Raw genomic sequence first — 23268 nt, 5'->3', positions numbered from 1 at the left:
GCCCGCGCCGGGCACCGCGCCCGGGCGCACGACCGTCCATCCGCGCTGACGGGGGCGACAGCGCAGGACCAATCCCCCGAGATGTGAGGCGACATCACCATGGACTTCATCAAGGAGATCCTCACGTTCCTGGCCGACAACGTCTTCGGCCAGGTGCCCATCCTCATCGGGCTGATCACCCTGATCGGGCTGATCCTGCAGCGCAAGCGGTTCGAGGACGTCTTCGCCGGAGCCCTGCGCGCCACCATCGGCGTGGTCATCCTGTTCATCGGCGTGGAGGTGTTCACCGGAGGGCTGACGAGCTTCCAGACCGTCCTCGCCAGCGCGATGGGCACTACGCCGCCGAAGGCGGACAAGACCCTCGCGGACTTCCTCACCGACCAGGGCGGGACGGTCGCGCTCGTCATCACGGTCGCGTTCCTGCTCCACGTGCTCGTGGTCCGGCTCTTCCCGGCGGCCAGGTACCTGTACCTGACCGGGCACCTGATGTTCTGGATCAGCACCGTCACGGTCGCGTCGCTGGTGACGATCGCGCCCGGCGCCGACCAGCTCACGCTGGTGCTGTGCGGTGCCGGGTTCGTCGCCGCGTACTGGACCGTCCAGCCGCTGTGGATGCGGCCGCTGATGCGCCGCGTCATGCCGGACGACCGGTTCGGCTTCGCGCACACCAGCTCGCTCGCCTGCCTGGTCACCGGGTACGCGGCCCGCCCGCTCGGCAGCCGGGAGCGGCACGACACCGAGAAGCTGAGGCTGCCCCGGCAGCTGTCGTTCTTCAAGGACGTCAACGTCAGCACCGCGCTGATCATCTCGGTGATCATGCTGATCGGGGTGGCGCTGGCCGACGACGGCGTGGTGACCAAGGCCGCCGCGGAGATGGACGACAAACTGTCCCCGTGGGTGTGGGCGCTGCTGGTCGGCCTGCGGTTCGCGGGCGGCATCGCGATCCTGCTGTTCGGCGTGCGGATGTTCCTCGGCGAGATCGTCCCGGCGTTCAAGGGCTTCAGCGACCGCGTCATCCCCGGCACCCGTCCCGCGCTGGACGCGCCGACCGTGTTCCCCGTCGCGCCGACCGCCGTCATGGTCGGCTTCGTGGCGTCCACGGCGGTGTTCCTGGCGTGCCTCGGCGTGTTCGCCGCCGCGGGCTGGTTCACCCTGGCCCCGCCCATGATCATGCTGTTCTTCGTGGGCGGCGCGGCGGCGCTGTTCGGCAACGTGGTGGCCGGCTGGCGCGGCGCGGTGCTCGGCGGTGTGATCACCGGGCTGATCCTCGCGGTCGGGCAGGCCGTCACCTGGGACCTGTACGAGCGGACCGCGCCCGAGCTGGCCACCCTCGCCGACCCCGACTGGTACGCGATCGCGTGGCTGCTGAAGGCCGTCGACCCCGTCGTCGGGGAGAACTCGGTCTGGCTCGTGCCCGCCGTCGCGCTGGCCGCGATGGTCGCCACCCTGCTGCTCCTCGGCCGCGCCGAGAAGCGCCGGGCCGCCGCGTCGGACGCGGTGCCCGGGGACGGGGACCAGGCCCCCGCGAAGGCCTGACCGAACCGACGCCGCCTGACCGAACGACAACGAAGGAAGAGCCGACATGGCACTGGACCGGCAACTGGAAGTCCTCGCGGTCTGCGGGGTCGGCATGGGCTCCAGCCTCATGCTCAAGATGACCGCCGAGGACGCGCTGCGCTCGCTCGGCGTGGACGCACGGGTGGAGAACACCGACGTGTCCACGGCGCGCGGGATGTCGCCCGACGTGGTGATCGGCCAGGGCATGCACACCGGCGAGATCGCCGACCTGGCCCCGGTGGTGATCACGATCAGCGACTTCCTCGACAAGGACGGGCTGGAGGCGCGGCTGAGGGAGCACCTGACCGAGCGGGGATGGCTGCCGTGACGGTGCTCGCGGCGGCCGACGCCGTGACCGCGGCGGACTGGCGGGAGGCCGTCCGGAAGGCGGCCTCCGCGCTGGTCGCCGCGGGCGCGGCGGGCGAGGGCTACCCGGAGGCGTGCGTGCGGGTCGTCGAGGAGAACGGCCCGTACATCGTGCTGGCCAAGGGGCTCGCGCTCGTCCACGCCCGCCCCGAGGAGGGCGGGCTCGCCGTCGGCGTCGGGGTGACCCGGCTGGCGGCGCCGGTCGGGTTCGGCCATCCTGACAACGACCCGGTCGACCTGCTGCTCGCGTTCTGCACCCCCGACGCGGACGCGCACGTCGGCACCCTGTCCGCGCTGGCGCGCGCGCTGTCCGGCGGCCTGGCCGACCGGCTCCGCGCGGCGTCCGGCGAGGACGGCCTGGCCCGCGACCTGAAGGAGGCCCTCCCCGATGACTGACCCGCCGCGGTTCCCCGACCGGGTGCGGCACCTGCTGGACGAGCTCGACGCCGCCGCGGGGAAGGCGGCCGGTGACGCCGCCGCCCTGATCCTGGGGTCGGTCGAGGCGGACGGGATCGTGCACGTCGCCGGGGCCGGGCACTCCCTGGCGATGGTGTTCGAGACGTTCTACCGGGCGGGCGGGCTGGCCGCCGTCCGCCCGATCTGGGACCCGGCCGTGTTCCCCCTCGACCACGCCGTGCGCAGCACCCGCGCGGAGCGGCGGGCCGGGGTGGGGCGCGCGGTGGTCGAGAAGGCGGCGCCCGCCCCGCCCGACGTGGCGGTCGTCTTCTCCACCAGCGGCCGCAACCCGTACCCGGTGGAGGTCGCGCAGGAGTGCGCGGCGCGGCGGGTGCCGGTCGTCGCGGTGACGTCGGCGCCTGCGTCGCGCGGCGCGCAGGCGCGGGCGGGCACGGCGCTCGCCGACCACGCGGCGATCGTGCTGGACACGCGCGTCCCGCCCGGCGACGTGCTGCACCCGGCGGCGGCGCCGCGGACGGCGGCGGTCTCCACCATCCTCGCCGCGTACGCGTGGTCGCGGGTGCTGGCCGAGCTCGACGACCTCGCCGCGGCGCGCGGGGTGGACCTGCCGCGCTGGACGAGCGCGAACGTCCCCGGCGGCGACGAGGCGAACGCCGCGCTGCTGGAGCGCTACCGGCACCGCGTCCCCGAGCTGGCCGGGGACGGCTAGCCGGGGAACCCCGCCCGGCCCCACGGCGTTTCTCATTATGGTCCGGCTCGTCCCCTATGACAGGATGCGAGGTTTACATCGGACCGGAACGAGGAGCGAGATGACGACCAGACCGACCGGGGACGACCTTCTAGCCGTGTTCACGCGCGCGGACCTCGGCGGCGATCAGAAGCTCGACCTGATGGAGTTCACGCTCGTCCTGGACGAGCTGGGGCTCGCCTGGACGCGTGCCGAGACGCAGGACAGGTTCGAGAAGGCGGACGGCAACCTCGACGGGTTCATCTCCTACGAGGAGTTCCGCGCGATCCTGGACTCCCAGGGCTGGGCCGAGGGCCCGCTGCCCGGCGCGCGCGCCTGATCACGCCGAAGACGACGGGCCCGCCGGCGCGGCCGGCGGGCCCGTTCCCGTCCGTCCCCGCGGAATCAGGCGCGGCCTGGTGAGGAGCGGCGGGGTCAGGCACGGCGGGGTCAGGCGCGGCGGCCCCGCAGCGACCGGTACCGGCGGACGAGCTCGGCCGTGGACGGGTCGGGCGCCTGCGCGGGCGGCTCGTCCGAGGTGAGCGCGGGGGCCAGGTCCATCGCCATGACCTTGCCGAGCTCGACGCCCCACTGGTCGAAGGAGTCGATGCCCCAGACCGTCCCCTCCACGAACACGACGTGCTCGTAGAGCGCGACGAGCGACCCGAGCGTCTTCGGGGTCAGCTTCGGCGCGAGGATCGTGCTGGTCGGGCGGTTGCCCGGCATCACCTTGTGCGGGACCACCGCGGCCGGCGTGCCCTCGGCGGCGATCTCCTCGGCGGTCTTGCCGAACGCGAGCGCCGACGTCTGCGCGAGCAGGTTCGCGGTGAGCAGGTCGTGCATGCCGGCGCGGTCCTCGAACGGCTCGGCGAAGCCGATGAAGTCGGCGGGGACGAGCCGGGTGCCCTGGTGCAGCAGCTGGTAGAAGGCGTGCTGGCCGTTGGTGCCGGGCTCGCCCCAGAAGATCTCGCCGGTCTGCGCGACGACGGGCGCGCCGTCGGCCCGCACCGACTTGCCGTTGGACTCCATGGTGAGCTGCTGGAGGTAGGCGGGGAACCGGGACAGGCGCTGGCTGTACGGCAGGACGGCCCGGGTCTGGGCACCGAAGAAGTCGGTGTACCAGACGCCGAGCAGGCCCATCAGGACGGGCATGTTCGCCTCGAACGGCGCGCCGCGGAAGTGCTCGTCGATCTCGCGGAACCCGGCGAGCATCTCCCGGAACGCCTCGCCGCCGATGGCGATCATCAGGGAGAGGCCGATGGCGCCGTCGAAGGAGTACCGCCCGCCGACCCAGTCCCAGAAGCCGAACATGTTGGCTGTGTCGATGCCGAAGCCGGCGACCCGCTCGGCGTTGGTGGAGACGGCGACGAAGTGCCGGGAGACGGCCTTGTCGTCGCCGAGCCGCTCGACGAGCCACTGCCGCGCGACCTTGGCGTTGGTGAGGGTCTCCAGCGTCCCGAACGTCTTGGAGCTGATGACGAACAGCGTCTGCTCGGGGTCGAGGCCGGAGAGCTTGCCGAGGATGTCGGCCGGGTCGATGTTGGAGACGAACCGGCAGGCGATCCCGGCGCCGAGGCGGTCGGTCGGGGTCGGTTGGTCGGGGAGACCCGCGAAGTCGTGCAGGGCCTCGTAGGCCATCGCGGGGCCGAGGTCGGAGCCGCCGATGCCGATGTTGACGACGGTGGTGATGCGCTTGCCGGTGAAGCCCGTCCACTCCCCCGAGCGCACGCGGCCCGCGAAGTCGGCCATCTTGTCCAGGACGGCGTGCACGTCGCCGGCGACGTCCTGGCCGTCCACCGTCAGGGCCTCGCCGGGCGGCAGGCGCAGCGCGGTGTGCAGGACGGCGCGGTCCTCGCTGACGTTGATGTGCTCCCCGGTGAACATCGCCTCGATCCGGGCGCGCAGCCCCGCGCGCTCGGCGAGCGCGGTGAGCAGCCTCAGCGTCTCGTCGGTGACCCGGTGCTTGGAGTAGTCCAGGTACAGGTCCCCCGCGGTCACGGCCATCCGGGCGGCGCGCCCCGGATCGTCCGCGAACAGCTCGCGCAGGTGCCGTCCCGCGAGCGCCGCCTGGTGCTCGGCCAGCGCGGACCATTCGGGCGACTCGGTGATATCAGCCATTGCCTCTCTCATCTCCTCGCGGGGCGAGCGCCGAACGTCCCCCGGGCACCCCGCCGTTCCCCATCCGGCGATCATAGGCGGACCGCGCGTGACCGTATCAGGGCGTCCGCGGCGCCGCGGGGATCCGCCCCGGCCGCCGGGGCCCGCACGGCCCGCGAGTAGGGTCGCCCGCAGGCTGGCAGGAGGTTTTCCGGGATGAGCGACGCCCCGCACGGCATCACGAGCATGTTCGACCTCGCGCCGCTCGGCGAGGACTCGTTCATGGCCACGTCGCCGCCGGTGGGCCGGCCCCGGCTGTTCGGCGGGCAGGTCGCCGGGCAGGGCCTGCGCGCCGCGTGCCTGACGGCCGGCGGGCGCCCGCCGCACTCGATGCACGCCTACTTCATCCGCCCGGGGACGCCGGACGAGCCGCTGACCTTCGAGGTGGCCCGCACCCGCGACGGCCGCTCGTTCTCGACCCGGCACGTGACCGCGAGCCAGGGCGGCAAACCGATCCTGGAGCTGATCGCCTCCTTCCACGACCCCGAGGCCGGGTTCGACTGGCAGGCCGCCCCGCCGTCCGGCACGCCCGGCCCGCAGGGGGTGCCCGAGGCGGAGCCGCCGGCGTTCTTCCGGCACCCGGCCGGGTTCGAGATCCGGGTGGTGAACCCGCCCGGGGAGGGCGAGTTCCCGATCGCGCACCCGTACTGGATCAGGATGGCGGCCCCGGTCGGCGACGATCCCGCGCTGCACGCCTGCGTCATCGCCTACCTGTCGGACATGGGCGTCGTCAGCAGCGCCCGCGCCCCCGGCTCGCCGCGCCGCCTCGCGACCGCGGTCACGCTCGACCACGCGCTGTGGTTCCACCGGCCGCCGCGCGCCGACCGGTGGCTGCTGTACTCGGTGGACCCGGTCACGAACCACGGCGCCCGCGGCCTGGCACGCGGCACCCTCCACACCGAGGACGGGACGCTCCTGGCATCGATCGCCCAGGAGGCGCTCCTGCGCCCGGCATCGGGCTAGGGTCGCGGACTAGAGTCCCGGTCCATGGGAGCTCGCGCGAACTACGTCCTGATCGACGCGGACGGCCTGAGCCTGCACTACTCCCACTGGGGCGCGGACGGGGTGTGCTCCGCGCTGGTCGCGGGCCCGGAGGCGGCGAGGCGGTTCATCGCCGCACAGCACCGCTGCGCCGACCCGGCCCGCGACTGGCTGGACGACCGCTGGGCCGAGGGCGGCGCGGTCGTCGACCACACGGCCCGCCGGCTGGTGTTCTACGGCGACCAGCTGATGCTGGAGATCCCGTGCAAGCGGGCCTTCCTGGCACTGCTCGGCCTGACTTGGCCCGGTTGGACGGTGCGGTGGGCCTACGACGGCATCGGCGATCTCGCCGCGGCGGCCGGGTTCGACCGGTCGCTGGTCCGCAGCCCGGACCGGGACGAGCGCGCCGTCCCGGAAGAGACCGAGACGGACCCGGACGACATGCATCACCTGCTCACGGTCCGGACGGCGGAGGGGATCACCGTCTACCCGCTGTACTGGGAGCTCCACACGGCCTGGCAGGGACCGGGCCTGGCGGACCGGCCGCCCGCCGGCGGGCTTCCGCGGCGGGATCTGGGGACCGTGCCGGTCAGCGGGCTCCATGTGGACGTGCCCGCTCGCACGGCGGGCGCCTGGGTGGGCGCGTCCTGCACGGGGCTGGTCCCCGCCCTGGAGGAGCTGTGGCCGGGATGGCGCGTGGAGTTCTGGGAGGACCGGTACGAGGAGCAGCTCGCCCGCTGCGAGGGCGCGGTCACCGTCCCGGCCCGCGACCCGGTCGCCGCCCTCGACGAGGTGGTCTCCACGCTCGGCCGCCGGCGCGGGGAAGACCCCGTGCCGCGGATGCTGGAGACCGTCCGCCGGCACGCCGGGGACCGGGAGGTCGAACTGAACCCGTACTTCACCGCGCACCGGCAGGTCGACGCCGAAGACGACGAATGGCGATCCGTCCTCGACAGCGCCGCCGAGCTGCGCGCCCGCCTCGCCGCGCGGTCCTGACCGCTCACCGGCGCCGAACGGCGACGGGACTAGGCTCGGTCTTGGCCGCCTCACCAGGGGCGGTGGATCGCGTGAGGAGGGAGTCCCGGGGTGAGCGAGCGGGCGTTCTGGGTGGGCACGTACACCGGTGAGGCCGGTCGGGGCGCCGGGATCTACCGGGTGACCCGGCGGGCGGACGGGACGCTGGAGGGGCCGGAACTCCGGACCGAGGCCGTGTGCCCGTCGTACCTGGCCGCCCATCCCTCCGGGAACGTCCTCTACGCCGTGCGGGAGGAGGAGCAGGGCGGGGTCCTCGCCTACGAGGTGGCGGGCTCAGAGCTGCGGGAGATCGGGACACGCCGGGCGGGGGCGCTGCCGTGCCACCTGTCCGTGGCACCGGACGCCGGGCATCTGCTGGTCGCCGACTACGGCTCCGGGACGGTGCGGGCCGTCCCGCTGGGCCGGGACGGAGGCTTCACCGGCGACCCCGCGGTGGCGGAGGGGCAGGGAACCGGGCCCCGGACCGATCGCCAGGAAGGCCCGCACGCGCACGCGTCGGTGCACGCCCCGGACGGGACCGTCCTCACGACCGACCTGGGAGCCGACCTCATCCGCTCCTTCCGGATCGAGGACGGCGCGCTGCGCCTCGTCGGGGAGACGCCCGTGCCGGCCGGGCACGGGCCGAGGCACCTGGTCGTCCATCCGGGCGGCAGCGTGCACGTGCTCGCCGAACTGGTCCCGTCCGTGCTGGTCTTGCGGCCGGTGGACGGGTACGCGCGGCTGGAGCTCGTGGCCGAGTCGCCCGCGACGGCGGATCCGGCGGGCGATCCCGCCCAGGGCGCGGCGATCAGACTCGGGGCGGGCGGCCGATACGCCTACACCTCCATGCGCGGCACGGACGTCGTCACCGCCCACCGCGTGCTGGACGGCGGCGCGGCGCTCAAGCCGATCGCCGACGTCCCGTCCGGCGGGCACTGGCCGCGCGACCTGTACGTGGACGGCGAGTGGATGCACGTCGCCAACGAGCGGAGCGACACGATCGCGACGTTCCGGATCGGCCCGGACGGTGTCCCGGCGCCCGCCGGGACACCCCTGCGCGTCCCCTCGCCGGTCTGCGTCATCCCGGCCGGGCCCGCGGCGTAAGGGCGTTTCCTGCCGCCCGCCACGGGCACGTCCCCCGAGAACAGGAGGACGAGCAGGGAGCATCCCGACATGACGACGATCGCCACGACCAACCCGGCGACGGGTGAGGTCGAGAAGACCTTCGACGCGCTGGCCGACGAGGAGGTCGACCGGCGCATCGCGCGGGCGGCGGAGACGTTCGCCTCCTACCGCACGACGCGGCTGGAGCAGCGGGCGGAGTGGATGAACGCGGCGGCGGACATCCTGGACCGGGAGGCCGACCAGATCGGCGCCATGCTCACCACGGAGATGGGCAAGACGCTGAAGGCCGCCGTCGCCGAGGTGCGCAAGTGCGCGAAGGCGTGCAGGTTCTACGCCGGGCACGCGGCGGAGTTCCTCGCCGACCGGCGTCCCGCCGAGGCGCGGGAGGTGGGCGCGCGGGACGCCTACGTCCGCTACCAGCCGCTCGGGCCGGTACTGGCGATCATGCCGTGGAACTTTCCGCTCTGGCAGGTGGTCAGGTTCGCCGCCCCCGGCCTGATGGCGGGGAACGTGGGGCTGCTGAAGCACTCCTCGAACGTGCCCCAGACGGCGCTGTTCCTGGAGGACCTGTTCCGCCGGGCCGGGTTCCCCGAGGGCGCCTTCCAGACCCTGCTGATCGGGTCGTCCGAGGTCGAGCGGGTGCTGCGGGACCCGCGGATGAAGGCGGCGACGCTCACCGGCAGCGAGCCCGCGGGGCGGTCCGTCGCGGCCATCGCCGGGGACGAGATCAAGCCGACGGTGCTGGAGCTCGGCGGCAGCGACCCGTTCGTGGTGATGCCGTCCGCCGACATCGAGGCCGCGGCGCGAACGGCGGCGGAGTCCCGCTGCCTCAACAACGGGCAGAGCTGCATCTCCGCGAAGCGGTTCATCGCCGACATCGGCTGCGCGGACGAGTTCGAGCGGCGCTTCGTGGAGCACATGCGGGCGAAGCGGGTCGGCGACCCGATGGACGGCTCCACCGACGTCGGCCCGCTGGTCAGCGAGGAGGGGCGCGCCGAGGTCGAGGAACTGGTGGCCGACGCGGTGGCCAAGGGCGCGACGGTGCTGTGCGGCGGCGAGCGCCCGGACGGTCCGGGCTGGTTCTACCCGCCGACCGTGGTCTCCGGGGTGACGCCCGAGATGCGGATGTACCACGAGGAGGTCTTCGGGCCGGTCGCGTCGCTGTTCCGCGTCCGCGGGGTGTCGGAGGCGGTGGAGGTCGCGAACGCGACCGGGTTCGGGCTCGGCTCGAACGCGTGGACGCGCGACGACATCGAGCGGGACCGGTTCGTCCGGGAACTGGACGCGGGCCAGGTCTTCATCAACGGGATGGTGACGTCCTACCCCGAGCTGCCGTTCGGCGGGGTCAAGCGCTCCGGCTACGGCCGCGAGCTGTCGGCGGACGGCCTGCGCGCCTTCTGCAACGCCAAGACCGTCTGGGAAGGCTGACCCTCAGAGGACGAAGCCCTCGGGGAACGGGTCGTCGGGATCGAGCAGGTAGGTGGCGGTCCCGGTGATCCAGGCGCGCCCGGTGAACTCGGGGATCACCGCGGGCAGGCCGCCGGCGTCGGCGGTGCCGACGAGCCGCCCGGTGAAGCGGGTGCCGATGAACGACTCGTTCACGAACTCGGTGTGCAGCGGCAGCTCGCCGCGCGCGTGCAGCTGCGCCATCCGGGCGGACGTGCCGGTGCCGCACGGCGACCGGTCGAACCAGCCGGGATGGATCGCCATCGCGTTGCGGGAGTGCTTCGCGTCCGAGCCCGGCGCGAGGAACTGGACGTGCTTGCAGCCCGCGATCAGCGGATCGCCGGGGTGGACGGGAGGGTCGGTCTCGTTGATCGCCGCCATGACGGCGAGCCCGGCGGCGAGGATGTCGTCCTTGCGGGCCCGGTCGAACGGCAGGCCGAGCGGTTCGAGATCGGTGATGGCGTAGAAGTTGCCCCCGTAGGCCATGTCGTAGCGGACGTCTCCGAGCCCCGGGACGGTCACGACCGCGTCCCGCCGGAGGGCGAACGAGGCGATGTTGCGGAGCGTGACGTGCTCCGCGGCACCGTCGCGGACGGCGACGCGGGCCTCGACGAGCCCGGCCGGGGTGTCGAGGCGCACGACCGTCTCGGGCTCGGTCACCTCGACCATGCCGGTCTCGACCAGGACCGTGGCGACGCCGATGGTGCCGTGCCCGCACATCGGCAGGAACCCGCTGACCTCGATGTACACGACGCCCCAGTCGGCGTCCGGCCGGGTGGGCGGCTGCAGGAGCGCGCCGCTCATCGCGGGGTGGCCGCGCGGCTCGTCCACCAGGAAGCGGCGCAGCCCGTCCAGGTGCCGGACGGCGTACCGGCGCCGCTCGGCCATGGTGGCGCCCGGGATGGGCGCGACGCCGCCGGTGACGACGCGGGTCGGCATGCCCTCGGTGTGCGAGTCGACCGCGCTGATCGACCGGGCCGACCGCATCAGGCGGCCCGCCGCCGCGCGAGCGCGTCGATCGCGCGGGCCATGTCGGCGGTGACGGCGGCGCGGTGCTCGGGGGTCAGCGGCCCGCGCGGCGGGCGGCAGGGGCCGCCGTACCGGCCGACCTGGTCCATGCCGAGCTTGATGGCCTGGACGAACTCGGTCCGCGAGTCCCACCGGAACGCCGCGACGAGCGGCTCGTAGAGTGCCCGCGCCTCCGCGAGCCTTCCGGCGGTGGCCAGGTCGTAGAGGAGCGCCGACTCGGCCGGGAACACGTTGGGGAACCCCGCGAACCAGCCGGTCGCCCCCATCAGCAGCGACTCCAGGACGACGTCGTCGGCGCCCGCGACGACCTCCAGGCCCGGCGCCCTCTCCTTGATCTCCAGGACGCGGCGGACGTCGCCGGAGAACTCCTTCACGGCGACCACGCCGTCGATCTGGGCGATCTCGGCGAGCAGGTCCGGGGTGAGGTCGACCTTGGTGTCGATCGGGTTGTTGTAGACCATGACCGGCAGGCCGGCGGACGCCACCGCCTCGTAGTGCGCGACGACCTCGCCGCGGTCGGCCCGGTACATCGTCGGCGGCAGGCACAGGACGCCGTCCGCGCCGTCCTCGGCGGCGATCTCGGCCCAGTGCCTCGCCTGGTGGGAGCCGGGGCCGTGCACGCCGGCCACGACGACGCCGTCCCCGGCGACGGCCTCGACGGCGGTGCGGGCGACGCGGCGGCGCTCCTCGTCGGTCAGCGCCGAGTACTCGCCGAGCGAGCCGTTGGGGCCGACGCCGCGGCAGCCGTTGCCGACCAGCCAGCGGCAGTGCTCGGCGTACCGGTCGTGGTCGACGGCGAGCCCGGCGGGGGCCGCGGCGTCCTCGCGGTAGGGCAGCGCCGCCGCGACGATCACGCCGCCCAGGGGCGAGGGCGCGCTCTGCGTCTGGGTGTCGCTCATGGGGAGCTCTCCTTCGTGCCGGGGTCCTCGACGGGCGGCCTCGCGAGTTCGCCCAGCCGGACGGGCTGGGCGATGGGCCGGTGGTGGGGGTGCCCGCTCCGCAGCAGCTCGGCGACCGTCGGGCCGCAGATCCGGGCCTGGCAGGGGCCGAGGCCGGCGCGGGTCGCGAGCTTCACCGCGTGCGCGGAGCCCGTTCCGAGGGCGCACGGCAGGGCGCCGTAGGGGGTGTCCTCGCAGCGGCAGACGATCGTGTCCGGCCGCAGCCAGCCGGGCCAGGCCGCGCCGATCGGGTGGGCGGCGGCCAGGCGCGCGGCGAAGGCCCGCGCCCGGTCGCGGCGGCGGCGCGCGGCCACCGCGGCGGGCGCGTCCGGGGAGCCGAGGCCGGCGGTCCAGCCGGCGAGGAGGCCCTCGGCCCGGGCGGCCGGCGCCCCGGCGATCCCGGTGATCTCCCCCGCGGCGTGCACGCCGGGGACGCTGGTGCGCTGGTCGGCGTCGACCTCGACGAACGCGCCGCCGCGCAGGCGGCACCCGGCCGCGACCGGGAGTTCGAGCCGGGGGGTGAACCCGTGGGCGACGCACAGGGCGTCCACAGCGACGACCTGCTCGGTGCCGGGGACGGCCGACCAGTCGGCACGGAGCCGTGCCGTGACCGCCTCTTCGATTCGGCCGTCGCCCCGTGCCTCGATCACGGCGCGGCCCGTCCGGTACGGGACGCGGTGCCGGGCCAGCAGCGCGGCGTATCCGGCGAGCTCGGCGGCCTTGCCGGTCTGGGCCGCCAGCTCCCAGGGCCGGCGCGTCCAGCCGCGCGCCACGGTCGCGGCGGGGTTGGCCTCCAGCACCGCCCGGACGCTCGCCCCGGCCTCCAGCAGCGACGCGGCGACGGGCAGGAGGAACGGGCCGGAGCCGGCGATCAGCGTCCGGTCGCCCGGCGGCAGCCCCTCCCTCTTCACGAACGACTGCGCCGCCCCGGCGGTGGAGACGCCGGGCAGCTCCCAGCCCGGGAACGGCAGGACGCGGTCGTGCGCGCCCGGTGCGAGCACCAGCGCGCCGGGGCGCAGGACGTGCCGGTCCCGTTCCGCCCCGTCGATCTCCCCGCGCAGCACGTGGACGTGCGGCGGGCCGTCCCCCGCGCGGTCGATCGACCAGACCGCGCTCTGCGGCCACCAGTCGCACCGCGGACGGCCGAGAACGTGGTCGCGGAGCCGTTCGTAGCCGTGCCAGGCGCGGTTCTGGCCGCCGGGTTCCGGCGCCGCGTCGACCAGGGTCACCTCCGACCCGGCGCGCAGCGCTCCCGCCGCCGCGCACAGCCCGGCCGGACCGGCCCCCACGACCACGACGTGCCAGGTCATCGGCCGCCCTCCCCCGCGCGGGACTGGGTGGTGACCGCGTCGCCGTCGCGGGCGCGGCGCAGGCAGGCCCGCACGTCCCGGACCCCGTTCACGGTCACCAGGCAGTCGAAGCACACGCCGATCCCGCAGAACACGCCGCGCGGTGTGCCGGACGGGCTCCGCCGCCAGGACCGGCGGCCGGAGGCCAGCAGCACGCCGGCGATCGTCTGCCCCTCCCTGCCGGCGAGGGTCTCCCCGTCCACGGTGATGCGCAGCGGGCTCATACGGGATCGTCCTCGCACTGGACGGCGGGCCGGGCGGCGCGGAACGGCTCCGCGTCGACGGCCGGCCCGCGGCCGAGCATCAGGTCGCGCAGGACGGCGGCGGTGCCGGTGGACAGCCCGACCCCGGCGCCCTCGTGCCCGGTCGCGTGCCAGAGGCCGTCCAGGTGCGGGTCGGCCCCGATGACGGGCAGGTGGTCGGAGACGTACGGGCGGAACCCGCCGTAGGCGCGCATGACCGGCACGCCGGCCAGCGACGGGAACAGCCGCAGGGCCTTGGCGGCGATGACCGACAGCACCTCGGGGCGCATCCGGTCGTCGAACCCGACGCGGCGGCGCGAGGAGCCGAGCAGGATCGTCCCCGCCCGGGTCGACTCGACGACGGCGGACGCCTGCAGATCCCCGGCCCCGCTCCCGACCGCGCCCACGTAGCCGGCGTCGTAGACCTTGTGGAAGACGGTCGGCGGCATCGGCGCGGTGACCAGGACCTCGCCGCGGCGCGGCGCGACCCCGAGGCGGACGCCGAGCCGCGCGGCGACCCGGCCCGACCACGGCCCGGCGGCGTTGACGAAGGCGTCGCCCTCGATCGTCCCGCCGGTGGTCCGCACCCCGGTGAGGCGGCCGCCGCGCCGGACCGCGCCGAGCACCTCGCATCCGGTGCGCACGGCGGCCCCGGCGCGCGCCGCGGCGGCCAGCAGCGCGGTCGCCGCCCCGGCGGGCTGGACCTGGGCGTCCTGGGGGTAGTGGACGGCCCCGGTGACGTCCCTGGTGAGGTGGGGCTCGGCGGCGGCGAGGGCCGCGGCGTCCAGGTCCTCCGCGGTGACCCCCGCCGCGCGCTGGGCGCCGGCGAACTCCGCCAGGGTGTCCGCCCCGGCGGAGGTGGTGGCGACGACGATGCCGCCCTTGGCGTCCCATTCGGCGCCGGCCGCGCCGGGGGCGCCGTCCAGGACGGCGGGCCACAGCTCCCGCGACAGCTTCGCCAGCTCCAGCTCGGGGCCGGGCCCCTTGTCCGAGACCAGGACGTTGCCCTCGCCGTGGGCGGTCGTCCCGGCCGCGGGCCCGCCGCGGTCGGCGACGACGACCGCGCAGCCCGCCAGGGCCAGCTCGCGGGCGCAGGCCGCGCCGACGATCCCGGCGCCCAGCACCACGACCCGCATGCGACCGCCCGCCAATCGTTCGCTAAACCGAACGATTTCGAGCGTAAGCGGGCCCCGCGCGCGCTGTCAACGAGGGTGCGGCGGCCGGTGTCAGGGGGTCTCGACCAGATGCGACGGAGCGGCCGGGGACGCGTGAAGCCGCTGGTCGGCGCTGTACTCCAGGAGGAGCACGGAGCGGACGGTCCCCTCGGCGGCCGTGTAGCGGTGCGGCAGCCGCGCGTCGAAGCAGACGTAGTCGCCCGGCCCGAGCTCCACGTCGCGGTCGTCCACCCGGACGGCGAGGCGCCCGGCCTGCACGATCGTGTGCTCGACCCCGACGTGGCCGAGCGAGTCCTGGCGGCGGCCGGCCCGGACGACCTGGTCGTACACCTCGACCATGGCGCCGCCGGACTCGATGCCCCGCAGCGGCCGCAGGTCGACGCCCTCGCCGCTCAGCGGCTCCACCTCGGCCGCGCGGACCACGGTGAGCCCGGACGGCCCCCGGTGGTCGAGCAGGTCGGAGATGGGCACCTCCAGCGCGCGGGACAGGCTGAACACCGTCTCGATGGTGGGGTTCCCCGCTCCCGCCTCCAGCTGGGACAGCGTGGCCTTGCCGATCCTCGACCGGCGGGACAGCTCCGACAGCGACAGGCCGAGGTGGAGCCGCGCGCGGCGCAGGTTGCCGGCCAGCACGTCCCGCACCGAGTCCCCTGACGCGTCCACGCTCGCCGCCCCCGTCCCGTCACCTGTCCAGCCGTTCGCTCTATCGAACGGTCAGTGTACCGGGTGGGGCTCGGCCGGGCTCAGAGGTCCACCAGCCTCCCGACCCCGGCCTCGCGGGCGCGTGCCACGATGACGGAGGCCGCCGCCGTGTCCTGCACCCCGACGCCGACGCTGTTGTAGAAGACGATGTCGGCGGCGGACGCGCGCCCGGTGGCGAGGCCGGCGACGACCGGGCCGAGCGGGCGCACGGCGCCCGGGTCCAGCAGGCCGTCGCGGACGGCGGCCACCACGGGGCCGGCGTGCTCCAGCGCGGTCGGCACGTCGTCCACCACGACGGACGCGGCGCGGGTGAGTGTCTCGCCGTCCACCTCCGTCCGGTCCGGCGCGAAGGAGCCCACGCTGACGACCGTGCAGCCGGGGCGGAGCCACGCACCCGAGACGACCGGTTCGGCGCTGGTGGTCGCGGTGACGACGATCTGCGCGTCCTCGACGGCGGCGCGGGCGGACGCCGCCGTCTCGACCGGCAGCTCCAGCTCGGCGGCGAGGTCGGCGGCGGCGGTGCAGGTGTCCGGATGGCGGCAGGTCATCGTGACCCGGCCGAGGGGGCGGACCGCCGCCATCGCCCGGACGTGCGCGCGGCCCTGGACGCCGCAGCCGATCACCGCGAGCCGGGACGCGTCCGGCGCCGCGAGGTGCCCGGCCGCCACCGCGCTCGCCGCGGACGTGCGCAGCGTCGTCACGGCCTCCCCCTCGATGACCGCGACGGGCCGGCCGTCCACCGGGTCCTGGACGGTGACGAGCGCGGCCACCGTCGGCAGGCCGCGCGCCGCGTTCCCCGGGGTGACGCTGCCGAACTTGGCGACGGCGCCGGTGCCGGGCAGCCGGGAGACGTAGCTGAACGCGACCTCGCCGTCCGGCCCGTCCAGCAGCACGCGGGGCGCGAGCCGCGCCTCCCCGCGGCCGAGCGCGGCGAACGCGGCCCGCTGCGAGGCGATCGCGGCGGGCAGGTCGAACACCGCGGCCACGTCGGCGGCGGAAAGCAGCAGGACACCGGCCATGGGGAGATCCTCGCGACCGCGCCGCCGCGCTGTCGAGGCCGAAAGGGCAAGCGGTGCTTACCGATCACTACATGAGATCGCATGCTTGCCCGTCTCGACGCCCGTGCCTGGACGTTTCACGCTTTCACCATCCCTGGCCGCGAGTGACGGAGAGGCGCCGATGACCCTGCTGACCCCGCGGGACCGCGGACGCCGGTTCCGCCTCATCGCCACCGCCGGCGCCGGGCTGCTGCTCGCCCCGCTCGCCGCGTCCTGCGGCTCGGGCGACTCCGGCGACGACGGCGCGATCAAGATCGGCGTGCCGGCGCCGCTGAGCGGCGACTCCGCCTCGGCCGGCCAGGACATCCTCGCCGCCGCCAAGGTCGCCGCCGACGAGATCAACAAGGCCGGCGGGGTGGACGGCCGGAAGATCGAGATCGTCGAGGCCGACGACCAGTGCAGCGCCCAGCAGGGCGCGCAGGCCGCGCAGAAGCTGCTCAACAGCGGCGTCGTCGCGGTGGCGGGCGGCTACTGCTCCGGCGCCGCGGTGCCCGCGATCCCGATCTACGGCAGGCGCAACGTCCCGTTCGTGATGGACGCCTCCACCAACCCGTCGCTGACGGACTCCGGCAAGGGCAAGGTCTTCCGCACCTGCGGGCGGGACGACAACCAGGGCCTCGTGGCGGCCAAGTTCATGACCGGGCCCCTCGGCGCGAAGCGGGTCGCGCTGCTGCACGACAACACGACCTACGCCAAGGGCCTCGCGGACGCGGCGGCGAACTCGGTCAAGCAGGCGGGCGCACAGGTGGTCTACGAGGACGCGCTGCAGCCCGGCCAGTCCGACTACAGCCCGGTCCTGACGAAGGTCGCCTCCACCAAACCGGACGTGCTGTACTTCACCGGCTACTTCGCCGAGGCGGGCCTGCTGATGAAGCAGCGCAAGCAGCTCGGGCTCACGTTCACGCTGATGGGCGGGGACGCGACGACCGACTCGACCGTCCTGAAGACCGCCGGCTCGGCGGCCGACGGCTACATCGCCACGACCGCGCCGCTGGCCAAGGACCTGCCGGCCGCCGCGACGTTCGTCTCGGCGTACAAGTCGGCCAACAACGCCGACCCCGGGCCGTTCTCGGTGTACGAGTACGACGCGGTCAAGGTCGTCGCGAAGGCCATCGACGACGCCGGCTCGACCAAGGGCACCGCCATCACCGAGGCCCTCCACAAGATCAAGGACTTCCCGGGCATCACCGGGCCCATCACGTTCGACGACAAGGGCGACCGGACCGACCCCCTCTACATCACCGTTCAGGTCAAGGACGGAGGGTTCACCGCCTACAAGAAACTCGACCAGAGCGGCTCCACCTGGGTGGACGCCAAGGCCTCCTGACCGGGCGCAGCCGAACGGGGTTCCATGAGCGAGTTCGTCCAGTACCTGGTGAACGGCCTGACGATCGGGGCCTTCCTCGCCCTCATCGCGCTGGGCTACTCGATGATCTACGGGGTGGTCCGGCTGATCAACTTCGCGCACGGCGACGTGTTCATGATCGGGGCGTTCGCCGGGTTCGGGACGCTGACCACGCTCGGCGCGACCGGCGGGATGGCGCTGCCCGCCATCGTCGCCGCGGTGGTGATCGGCGCCCTCACCACCGGCGTGATCGGCACCGGGATCGCCAGGGCCGCCTACGTCCCGCTGCTGGCGTCCCCGCGGCTGGCCCTGCTCATCGCGGCGATCGGGGTCTCGCTGGCGCTGGAGGAGGGCGTGAAGGTGCTCACCGACGCCCGGTTCAAGTCCTACCCGCACGCGCTGGACGGCGGCCGGATCTTCAGCGGCGCCGTCCGCGTCACCTGGGGCCAGCTCGCGCTGGTCGTGCTGTCGGTGGCGCTGATGGCGGCGCTGTGGCTGTTCGTCACCCGCACCGTGACCGGGACCGCGATGCGCGCCCTCGCGATGGACCGCGACGCCGCCCGGCTGCAGGGCATCAACGTCGAGCGGCTGATCCTCACGACGTTCTTCATCGGCTCGCTGCTCGCCGGCGCGGCCGGGGTCATGTACGGGCTGTACTACGTGCAGATCAGCTTCGGCATGGGCTTCCTCATCGGGCTGCGGGCCTTCACCGCGGCGGTCCTCGGCGGCATCGGGAACCTGCCGGGGACGATGGTCGCGGGCGTGGCCATCGGCCTCGTCCAGTCGTTCTCCGCCGGGTACGTCTCGTCCCGCTGGACGGACGTCATCATCTTCGGGCTGCTGATCGCCGTACTGGCGCTGAGACCCACCGGCCTGTTCGGCGAGCGCGTCGTGGAGCGCGCGTGAGGGCCCGGGTCCGGGCGTCCCTCGCGGCGCGGCCGGCGGGCGCGGAGGCCGCGGTCCGGTACGGCGGCTGGCCGCTGCTGATCGCGGCGGCGCTGGTGGCGGGCGGGACCCTCGACGACTACGCGCTGACCGTCGCCGGCACGATCCTGATCTACGCGATCCTCGGGCTCGGCATCAACATCGTCGTCGGCTACGCGGGCCTGCTGGACCTCGGGTTCGCGGCGTTCTTCGCGATCGGGGCGTACACCTCCGGCCTGCTGATGCTGGAACTGGAGTGGGGCTTCTGGGTCACGCTGCCGGCGGCGGTCGCCGCCGCCGCGGTGGCCGGCGTGGTCATCGGGTACCCGACGCTGCGGCTGCGCAGCGACTACCTCGCGATCGTCACGCTCGGCTTCGGCGAGATCATCCGGATCACGGTGGTGAACCTGGAGGTGACCGGCGGGCCGAACGGCCTCACCGGGATCCCGCCGGTGACGGTCGGCGGGCGCGAGATCGTCACGCCCCGGGACTTCTTCTACCTGGCGCTCGCCTTCTTCACCGTCGTCCTCGCCGCGACGGCGCTGCTGGCGCGGTCGCGGCTGGCCTACGCCTGGCGGGCCATCCGGGCCGACGACACCGCCGCCGAGGCGGTCGGCGTGCCGGCCCGGCGGGTGAAGCTGCTCGCCTACGTGCTCGGCGCGGTGACCGGGGCGGTCGCGGGGCCGCTGAACGCCGCGCAGCTCGGCACCGTCGACCCGTCCAGCTTCACCTTCCTCACCTCGCTGATGATCCTGCTCGTGGTGATCATCGGCGGGATGGGCAGCCGGCCCGGCGTGATGATCGGCGCCGTCGTGATCGTCGCGCTGCCGGAGGTGCTGCGGACCGTCCAGGAGTACCGGGGCCTGTTCTTCGCGCTGCTGCTCATCCTGATCGTGATCCTGCGCCCGCAGGGGGTGTGGCCGTACCGGCCGCGCCGCTTCCGGCTGCCCGCCGAGCCGGGGCCCGCGCCGGACCTCCCGGCCGCGGCGGGCACGCTGCTGGAGGTGGACGGCCTGTCCCGGACCTTCGGCGGCGTCACGGCCGTGGACGGGTTCGCGCTGCGCGCCGGCGCCGGGCAGGTGGTGAGCGTGATCGGCCCGAACGGCGCGGGGAAGACGACCGCGTTCAACTGCATTACGGGGATGCTCGCGCCGTCGGCCGGAACGGTCGTGCTCGGCGGGCGGAGCGTCCGGGGCCTCGCGCCGCACCGCGTGGCCGCCGCCGGGCTGGCCCGCACGTTCCAGAGCATCCGGCTGTTCGACGAGATGACCGTGGCGGAGAACGTACTGATCGGCCGGTTCGCCCGGGACCGCGGCCTGCTGCGGCCGCTGTCGCGGGCCGACCTCGACACCGTCCGCCGCTGCCTGGACTTCACCGGGCTGCTGGACGCCGCGGACCGCCCGGCGGGCGGGCTGCCCTACGGCGACCGGCGCCGGCTGGAGATCGCGCGGGCGCTCGCGGGCGACCCGCGGGTGCTGCTGCTGGACGAGCCCGCGGCGGGCGCGAACCCGACCGAGAAGCGGGCGCTGATGGAGCTGATCTCCCGCATCAGCGCGCTCGGCACCGCCGTGGTGCTGATCGAGCACGACGTCGCCCTGGTCATGTCGATCTCCGACCGGGTGACCGTGCTGGAGTACGGGCGGACGATCGCCGTCGGGCCGCCCGCCGAGATCCGGGAGGACCAGCGGGTGATCGCCGCCTACCTCGGCGTGCCGGACGACCCGGAGACCGACCTCGTCACGGAGGTGCTGCGGTGACGCTGCTGGCCGTGGAGGACCTGCACAGCCGGTACGGGCAGGTCGAGGCGCTGGCCGGGATCTCGTTCGAGGTCGGGGAGGGGGAGATCGTCGCGCTGCTCGGCAGCAACGGCGCCGGCAAGACCACCGCGCTCCGGACGCTCACCGGCCTGCACCGGGCCCGGTCCGGGCGGATGGAGTTCGACGGCCGCGACATCACCCGGCTCGCCGCGCACCGGGTCGTCGAGGCCGGGCTCGGGCACGTCCCGGAGGGGCGGCGGGTGTTCCCGGCGCTGAGCGTCGCCGAGAACCTGCTGCTCGGCGGGTACCTGCGGCGCCGCGACAAGGCCGCCGTCGCGGCCCGCCGGGAGGAGGTCTACGCGATGTTCCCGCGCCTCGGCGAGCGGCGCGGGCAGCTCGCCGGGCTGCTGTCGGGCGGGGAGCAGCAGATGCTCGCGATCGGCCGGGCGCTGATGCTGCGGCCCCGGCTCCTCGCCCTGGACGAGCCGACGATGGGGCTCGCGCCGCAGACGGCGCAGCAGGTGCTCCGGGTCGTCCGGGAGATCCGCGACCAGGGCACCACGATCCTGATCGTGGAGCAGAACGCCCACCAGACGCTCCGGCTCGCCGACCGGGCCTACGTCCTGGAGACGGGCCGGATCGTCCTCTCCGGCCCGGCGTCGGAGCTCGCGCGGGACGACCGGGTGAGGGCCGCCTACCTCGGCGGCGACCCGGTCATCGAGACGACGTGAGCAGCTTCCCGGCGGCGTCCTCGATGGCCTCCTCGGACAGCAGGACGTGGTAGGCGGCGTCACCGAGGGGGATGAAGCTGTCCTCGCCGGCGACCCTGCCCGCTTTCCCCTGGAAGCCCGCGTCGGCGAGGGCCGCCAGGACGCCCTCGGAGACGCCTCCGGTGCGGCGGGTCTCGTCCGCCACCAGGACGGCGCCCGTGGCGCGGGCCTCGCGCAGCAGGTCCTCGACGGGCAGCGGGGCCAGCCAGCGCAGGTCGAGCACCCGGCAGCCGACGCCGCGGGCCTCCAGGCGGCGCGCGGCGCGCAGGCTCATGCGCAGGCCGTTGGCGAACGTGACGATCGTGAGGTCCCGCCCGTCGCCGTAGGAGCGGGCGCGCCCGATCGGGACCGTCCCGCCCGCCGGGGCGAGCCAGCCCCCGTCGCCGTCCTCGTGCAGGTCGCGGACGTGGTAGAGCGCGATCGGCTCCAGCACCGCGCACACCCTGCCCTCGCGCTCGGCGGCGTCCGCGCACGCGCGCAGCATCCCCGCGGCGTCGTCGGGGCGGGACGGTGACGCGACGACCAGGCCCGGGATGTCGCGAAGCGCGGCCACGGCGTTGTCGTTGTGGAAGTGGCCCCCGAAGCCCTTCTGGTAGGCGTAGCCGGCGATCCGCACGACCATCGGGTTGGCGTACTGCCCGGACGAGAAGAACGGCAGCGTCGCCGCCTCGCCCCGGATCTGGTCGGCGGCGTTGTGCAGGTAGGCGAGGTACTGGATCTCGGGCACGGGCAGCATCCCGGCCGTCCCGAAGCCGAGTGCGAGGCCGAGGATCGACTGCTCGTCCAGGATCGTGTCGAACACCCGCGCGGGCCCGGCGCGCCTCATCAGCCCGCGCGTGACGCCGTAGACGCCGCCCTTGCGCGCCACGTCCTCGCCGAAGACGACCATCCCCGGGCGCTCGTCCAGCAGCTCGCCGAGCGTCCGGTTGATCGCCTGCGCCAGCGTGACCCGCTCCCCCTCCGCACGCGGCGCCTCGCCCCGGCTTGCCGCGGCGGGCCGGAGCGGCGCCATGACCTCCGCGGCGGAGCCGAGGCGAGGAGCACCGGCGACCTTCCCGGCGAGGGCCATGACCTCTGCGCGCTTGGCCTCGTAGAGGCCGACGACGTCCTCGGCGGTCGCCGCGCCGCGCTCGACCAGGAGGCGCGCGGTCCGCAGGAGGGGGTCGCGGTCGAGGTCGGCGGCCAGCTCGGCGGGCGTCCGGTAGGACGACTCGACGTCGGAGCCCGCGTGGCCCATCAGGCGGACGGTGCGCAGGTGCAGGAACGCGGGACGGCGGTGCTCGCGGACCCAGCCGGCCGCCCGCGCGGCCACGGCGTAGGCGTCGGCGAGGTCGCAGCCGTCGGCGTGGAAGTAGGGGAGGCCGGGCCGGGACCCGTACGCGGCGTGGATCCAGCCGGGCGGGGTGCGGACGCTGATGCCGATCCCGTTGTCCTCGCAGACGAGGAGGAGCGGCAGGGGCAGGCCCTGGAACCCGCAGTTGATCGCCGCGTTGACGGCGCCCGCGGCCGTCGAGTGGTTGGCGGAGGCGTCCCCGAAGGAGCACACCGCGACGGCGTCGCGCGGCCAGGGCGAGTCCAGGCCGAGGCGGGCGGCCCGTTCGATGGCGAAGGCCACGCCGAGCGCGCGCGGGAGGTGCGAGGCGATGGTGGAGGTCTGCGGGATGATGTGCAGCGGGCGGCTCCCGAACACCTTGTGGCGCCCGCCCGCAATAGGCTCCTCCGCGGCGGCGACCAGGCCGAGGAGCACGTCCCGCAGCGGGCTCTGGCCGGGGACCTGGCGTGCGCGCTCCAGGAAGAACGCCCCCGACCTGTAGTGCAGGAGGGCCGGGTCGTCCGGGCGCAGGACGGCCGCGACGGCCGCGTTCCCTTCATGGCCGGACGATCCGATCGTGTAGTAGCCGTGGCCCTCTGCCCGCAGGTGCCGGGCCGCGAGGTCCAGGTGCCGGCTGCCGAGCTGGGCGTCGAACAGCTCCAGGCAGCGCTCGCCGGTGAGCGGCCCGTCCGGGGCCGGCGAGGCGGGCGCCCCAAGGGTCGCGGCCGTCTCCAGGAAGTGGGCGTCGGCGGGCTCGGGCATGCGCGCTCCTGCGGGAAGGGAGATGCGTGTCGAGCATCGGACGCCGGCCGGCCGGAGCCAACCCGCGGGAGGCCGCGAACCGGTTGGGAGTTGGCCAAGGATCGCTTAACGACGT

22 protein-coding genes are annotated in these 23268 nt (G+C 74.7%); 13 read left to right on the top strand and 9 right to left on the bottom strand.

Translation table 11 applies throughout. The features are described 5' to 3' along the window. Positions 1-99: 99 nt before the first annotated feature. The 5 genes from BM339_RS19980 to BM339_RS19960 all read left to right on the top strand — a co-directional run bounded on the left by BM339_RS19980 (position 100) and on the right by BM339_RS19960 (position 3407). Positions 100-1536, top strand: coding sequence for a PTS ascorbate transporter subunit IIC (locus BM339_RS19980; protein WP_075021807.1), 1437 nt, complete (start codon positions 100-102; stop codon positions 1534-1536). 46 nt (positions 1537-1582) lie between these two features. Continuing rightward, complete coding sequence (locus tag BM339_RS19975; RefSeq protein ID WP_075021806.1) at positions 1583-1885, top strand: PTS sugar transporter subunit IIB; 303 nt, start codon at positions 1583-1585, stop codon at positions 1883-1885. Beyond that, the gene (locus tag BM339_RS19970; protein WP_021598665.1) at positions 1882-2319 is read left to right on the top strand and encodes a PTS sugar transporter subunit IIA; all 438 of its coding nucleotides are present in this window, start codon (positions 1882-1884) and stop codon (positions 2317-2319) included. The genes BM339_RS19975 and BM339_RS19970 overlap by 4 nt, the downstream gene beginning before the upstream one ends. Then, positions 2312-3049, top strand: a complete 738-nt coding sequence (locus tag BM339_RS19965) for a sugar isomerase domain-containing protein (protein WP_024936524.1) — start codon at positions 2312-2314, stop codon at positions 3047-3049. The genes BM339_RS19970 and BM339_RS19965 overlap by 8 nt, the downstream gene beginning before the upstream one ends. 100 nt (positions 3050-3149) lie before the next feature. Beyond that, the gene (locus BM339_RS19960; RefSeq protein ID WP_021598535.1) at positions 3150-3407 is read left to right on the top strand and encodes an EF-hand domain-containing protein; all 258 of its coding nucleotides are present in this window, start codon (positions 3150-3152) and stop codon (positions 3405-3407) included. Positions 3408-3517: 110 nt separating this feature from the next. On the opposite strand, the gene pgi is transcribed toward BM339_RS19960, so the two are convergent. Then, a complete protein-coding gene (gene pgi, locus BM339_RS19955) occupies positions 3518-5185 on the bottom strand; it encodes a glucose-6-phosphate isomerase (protein WP_177287732.1) in 1668 nt (555 codons plus the stop codon). A gap of 195 nt (positions 5186-5380) precedes the next feature. Here pgi and BM339_RS19950 point away from each other — a divergent pair, with 195 nt between their 5' ends. From BM339_RS19950 to BM339_RS19935, 4 genes are all read left to right on the top strand, one after another. Next, positions 5381-6187, top strand: coding sequence for an acyl-CoA thioesterase (locus BM339_RS19950; RefSeq protein ID WP_075021804.1), 807 nt, complete (start codon positions 5381-5383; stop codon positions 6185-6187). 24 nt (positions 6188-6211) lie between these two features. Next, on the top strand, positions 6212-7201 hold the full coding sequence (locus BM339_RS19945) for a hypothetical protein (protein WP_075021803.1): 990 nt from the start codon (positions 6212-6214) through the stop codon (positions 7199-7201). A 90-nt stretch (positions 7202-7291) separates the two neighbouring features. Then, complete coding sequence (locus BM339_RS19940; protein WP_075021802.1) at positions 7292-8323, top strand: lactonase family protein; 1032 nt, start codon at positions 7292-7294, stop codon at positions 8321-8323. A gap of 69 nt (positions 8324-8392) precedes the next feature. Beyond that, the gene (locus tag BM339_RS19935; protein WP_075021801.1) at positions 8393-9772 is read left to right on the top strand and encodes an NADP-dependent succinic semialdehyde dehydrogenase; all 1380 of its coding nucleotides are present in this window, start codon (positions 8393-8395) and stop codon (positions 9770-9772) included. A gap of 3 nt (positions 9773-9775) precedes the next feature. Here the strand turns inward: BM339_RS19935 and BM339_RS19930 are convergent, their stop codons facing one another. From BM339_RS19930 to BM339_RS19900, 7 genes are all read right to left on the bottom strand, one after another. Further along, complete coding sequence (locus tag BM339_RS19930) at positions 9776-10777, bottom strand: proline racemase family protein (RefSeq protein ID WP_075021800.1); 1002 nt, start codon at positions 10775-10777, stop codon at positions 9776-9778. Further along, complete coding sequence (locus tag BM339_RS19925) at positions 10777-11718, bottom strand: dihydrodipicolinate synthase family protein (RefSeq protein ID WP_075021799.1); 942 nt, start codon at positions 11716-11718, stop codon at positions 10777-10779. The genes BM339_RS19930 and BM339_RS19925 overlap by 1 nt, the downstream gene beginning before the upstream one ends. Beyond that, the gene (locus BM339_RS19920) at positions 11715-13067 is read right to left on the bottom strand and encodes an FAD-dependent oxidoreductase (RefSeq protein WP_075021798.1); all 1353 of its coding nucleotides are present in this window, start codon (positions 13065-13067) and stop codon (positions 11715-11717) included. The genes BM339_RS19925 and BM339_RS19920 overlap by 4 nt, the downstream gene beginning before the upstream one ends. Continuing rightward, a complete protein-coding gene (locus tag BM339_RS19915) occupies positions 13064-13330 on the bottom strand; it encodes a (2Fe-2S)-binding protein (protein ID WP_021600446.1) in 267 nt (88 codons plus the stop codon). The genes BM339_RS19920 and BM339_RS19915 overlap by 4 nt, the downstream gene beginning before the upstream one ends. Then, positions 13327-14484 carry an NAD(P)/FAD-dependent oxidoreductase gene (locus BM339_RS19910; RefSeq protein ID WP_075021797.1) on the bottom strand — a complete coding sequence of 386 codons (1158 nt, stop codon included), beginning with the start codon at positions 14482-14484 and terminating at the stop codon, positions 13327-13329. The genes BM339_RS19915 and BM339_RS19910 overlap by 4 nt, the downstream gene beginning before the upstream one ends. A 90-nt stretch (positions 14485-14574) precedes the next feature. Beyond that, positions 14575-15186 carry a helix-turn-helix domain-containing protein gene (locus BM339_RS19905; RefSeq protein WP_024936520.1) on the bottom strand — a complete coding sequence of 204 codons (612 nt, stop codon included), beginning with the start codon at positions 15184-15186 and terminating at the stop codon, positions 14575-14577. An 80-nt stretch (positions 15187-15266) separates the two neighbouring features. Next, positions 15267-16244 (bottom strand): ornithine cyclodeaminase family protein, encoded by a 978-nt coding sequence (locus BM339_RS19900; protein ID WP_075021796.1) that lies wholly within the window; start codon positions 16242-16244, stop codon positions 15267-15269. A 160-nt stretch (positions 16245-16404) separates the two neighbouring features. On the opposite strand from BM339_RS19900, the gene BM339_RS19895 reads away from it, so the two are divergent. From BM339_RS19895 to BM339_RS19880, 4 genes are read left to right on the top strand one after another with little or no spacing between them, the layout of a single operon-like run. Continuing rightward, positions 16405-17610: a branched-chain amino acid ABC transporter substrate-binding protein gene (locus BM339_RS19895; RefSeq protein WP_075021795.1), complete on the top strand. Its 1206-nt coding sequence runs from the start codon at positions 16405-16407 to the stop codon at positions 17608-17610. Between the two features lie 24 nt (positions 17611-17634). Further along, positions 17635-18534, top strand: coding sequence for a branched-chain amino acid ABC transporter permease (locus tag BM339_RS19890; protein ID WP_021596799.1), 900 nt, complete (start codon positions 17635-17637; stop codon positions 18532-18534). Then, a complete protein-coding gene (locus BM339_RS51495) occupies positions 18531-20309 on the top strand; it encodes a branched-chain amino acid ABC transporter ATP-binding protein/permease (protein WP_021596800.1) in 1779 nt (592 codons plus the stop codon). The genes BM339_RS19890 and BM339_RS51495 overlap by 4 nt, the downstream gene beginning before the upstream one ends. Continuing rightward, on the top strand, positions 20306-21040 hold the full coding sequence (locus BM339_RS19880; RefSeq protein ID WP_075021794.1) for an ABC transporter ATP-binding protein: 735 nt from the start codon (positions 20306-20308) through the stop codon (positions 21038-21040). Before BM339_RS51495 ends, BM339_RS19880 begins: the two co-directional genes overlap by 4 nt. On the opposite strand, the gene BM339_RS19875 is transcribed toward BM339_RS19880, so the two are convergent. Then, entirely contained in the window at positions 21024-23153 is a 2130-nt protein-coding gene (locus BM339_RS19875; protein ID WP_083597763.1) for a thiamine pyrophosphate-dependent enzyme, read from the bottom strand. The two genes, BM339_RS19880 and BM339_RS19875, sit on opposite strands and share 17 nt — an antisense overlap. Positions 23154-23268: the final 115 nt, after the last annotated feature.

The sequence above is a fragment of the Actinomadura madurae genome, from assembly GCF_900115095.1.
In the GTDB taxonomy this organism is placed as follows: Bacteria; Actinomycetota; Actinomycetes; order Streptosporangiales; family Streptosporangiaceae; genus Spirillospora; species Spirillospora madurae.
The sequence above is the reverse complement of the archived record's forward strand: the minus strand, read 5'-3'. Positions and strand labels throughout refer to the sequence as shown.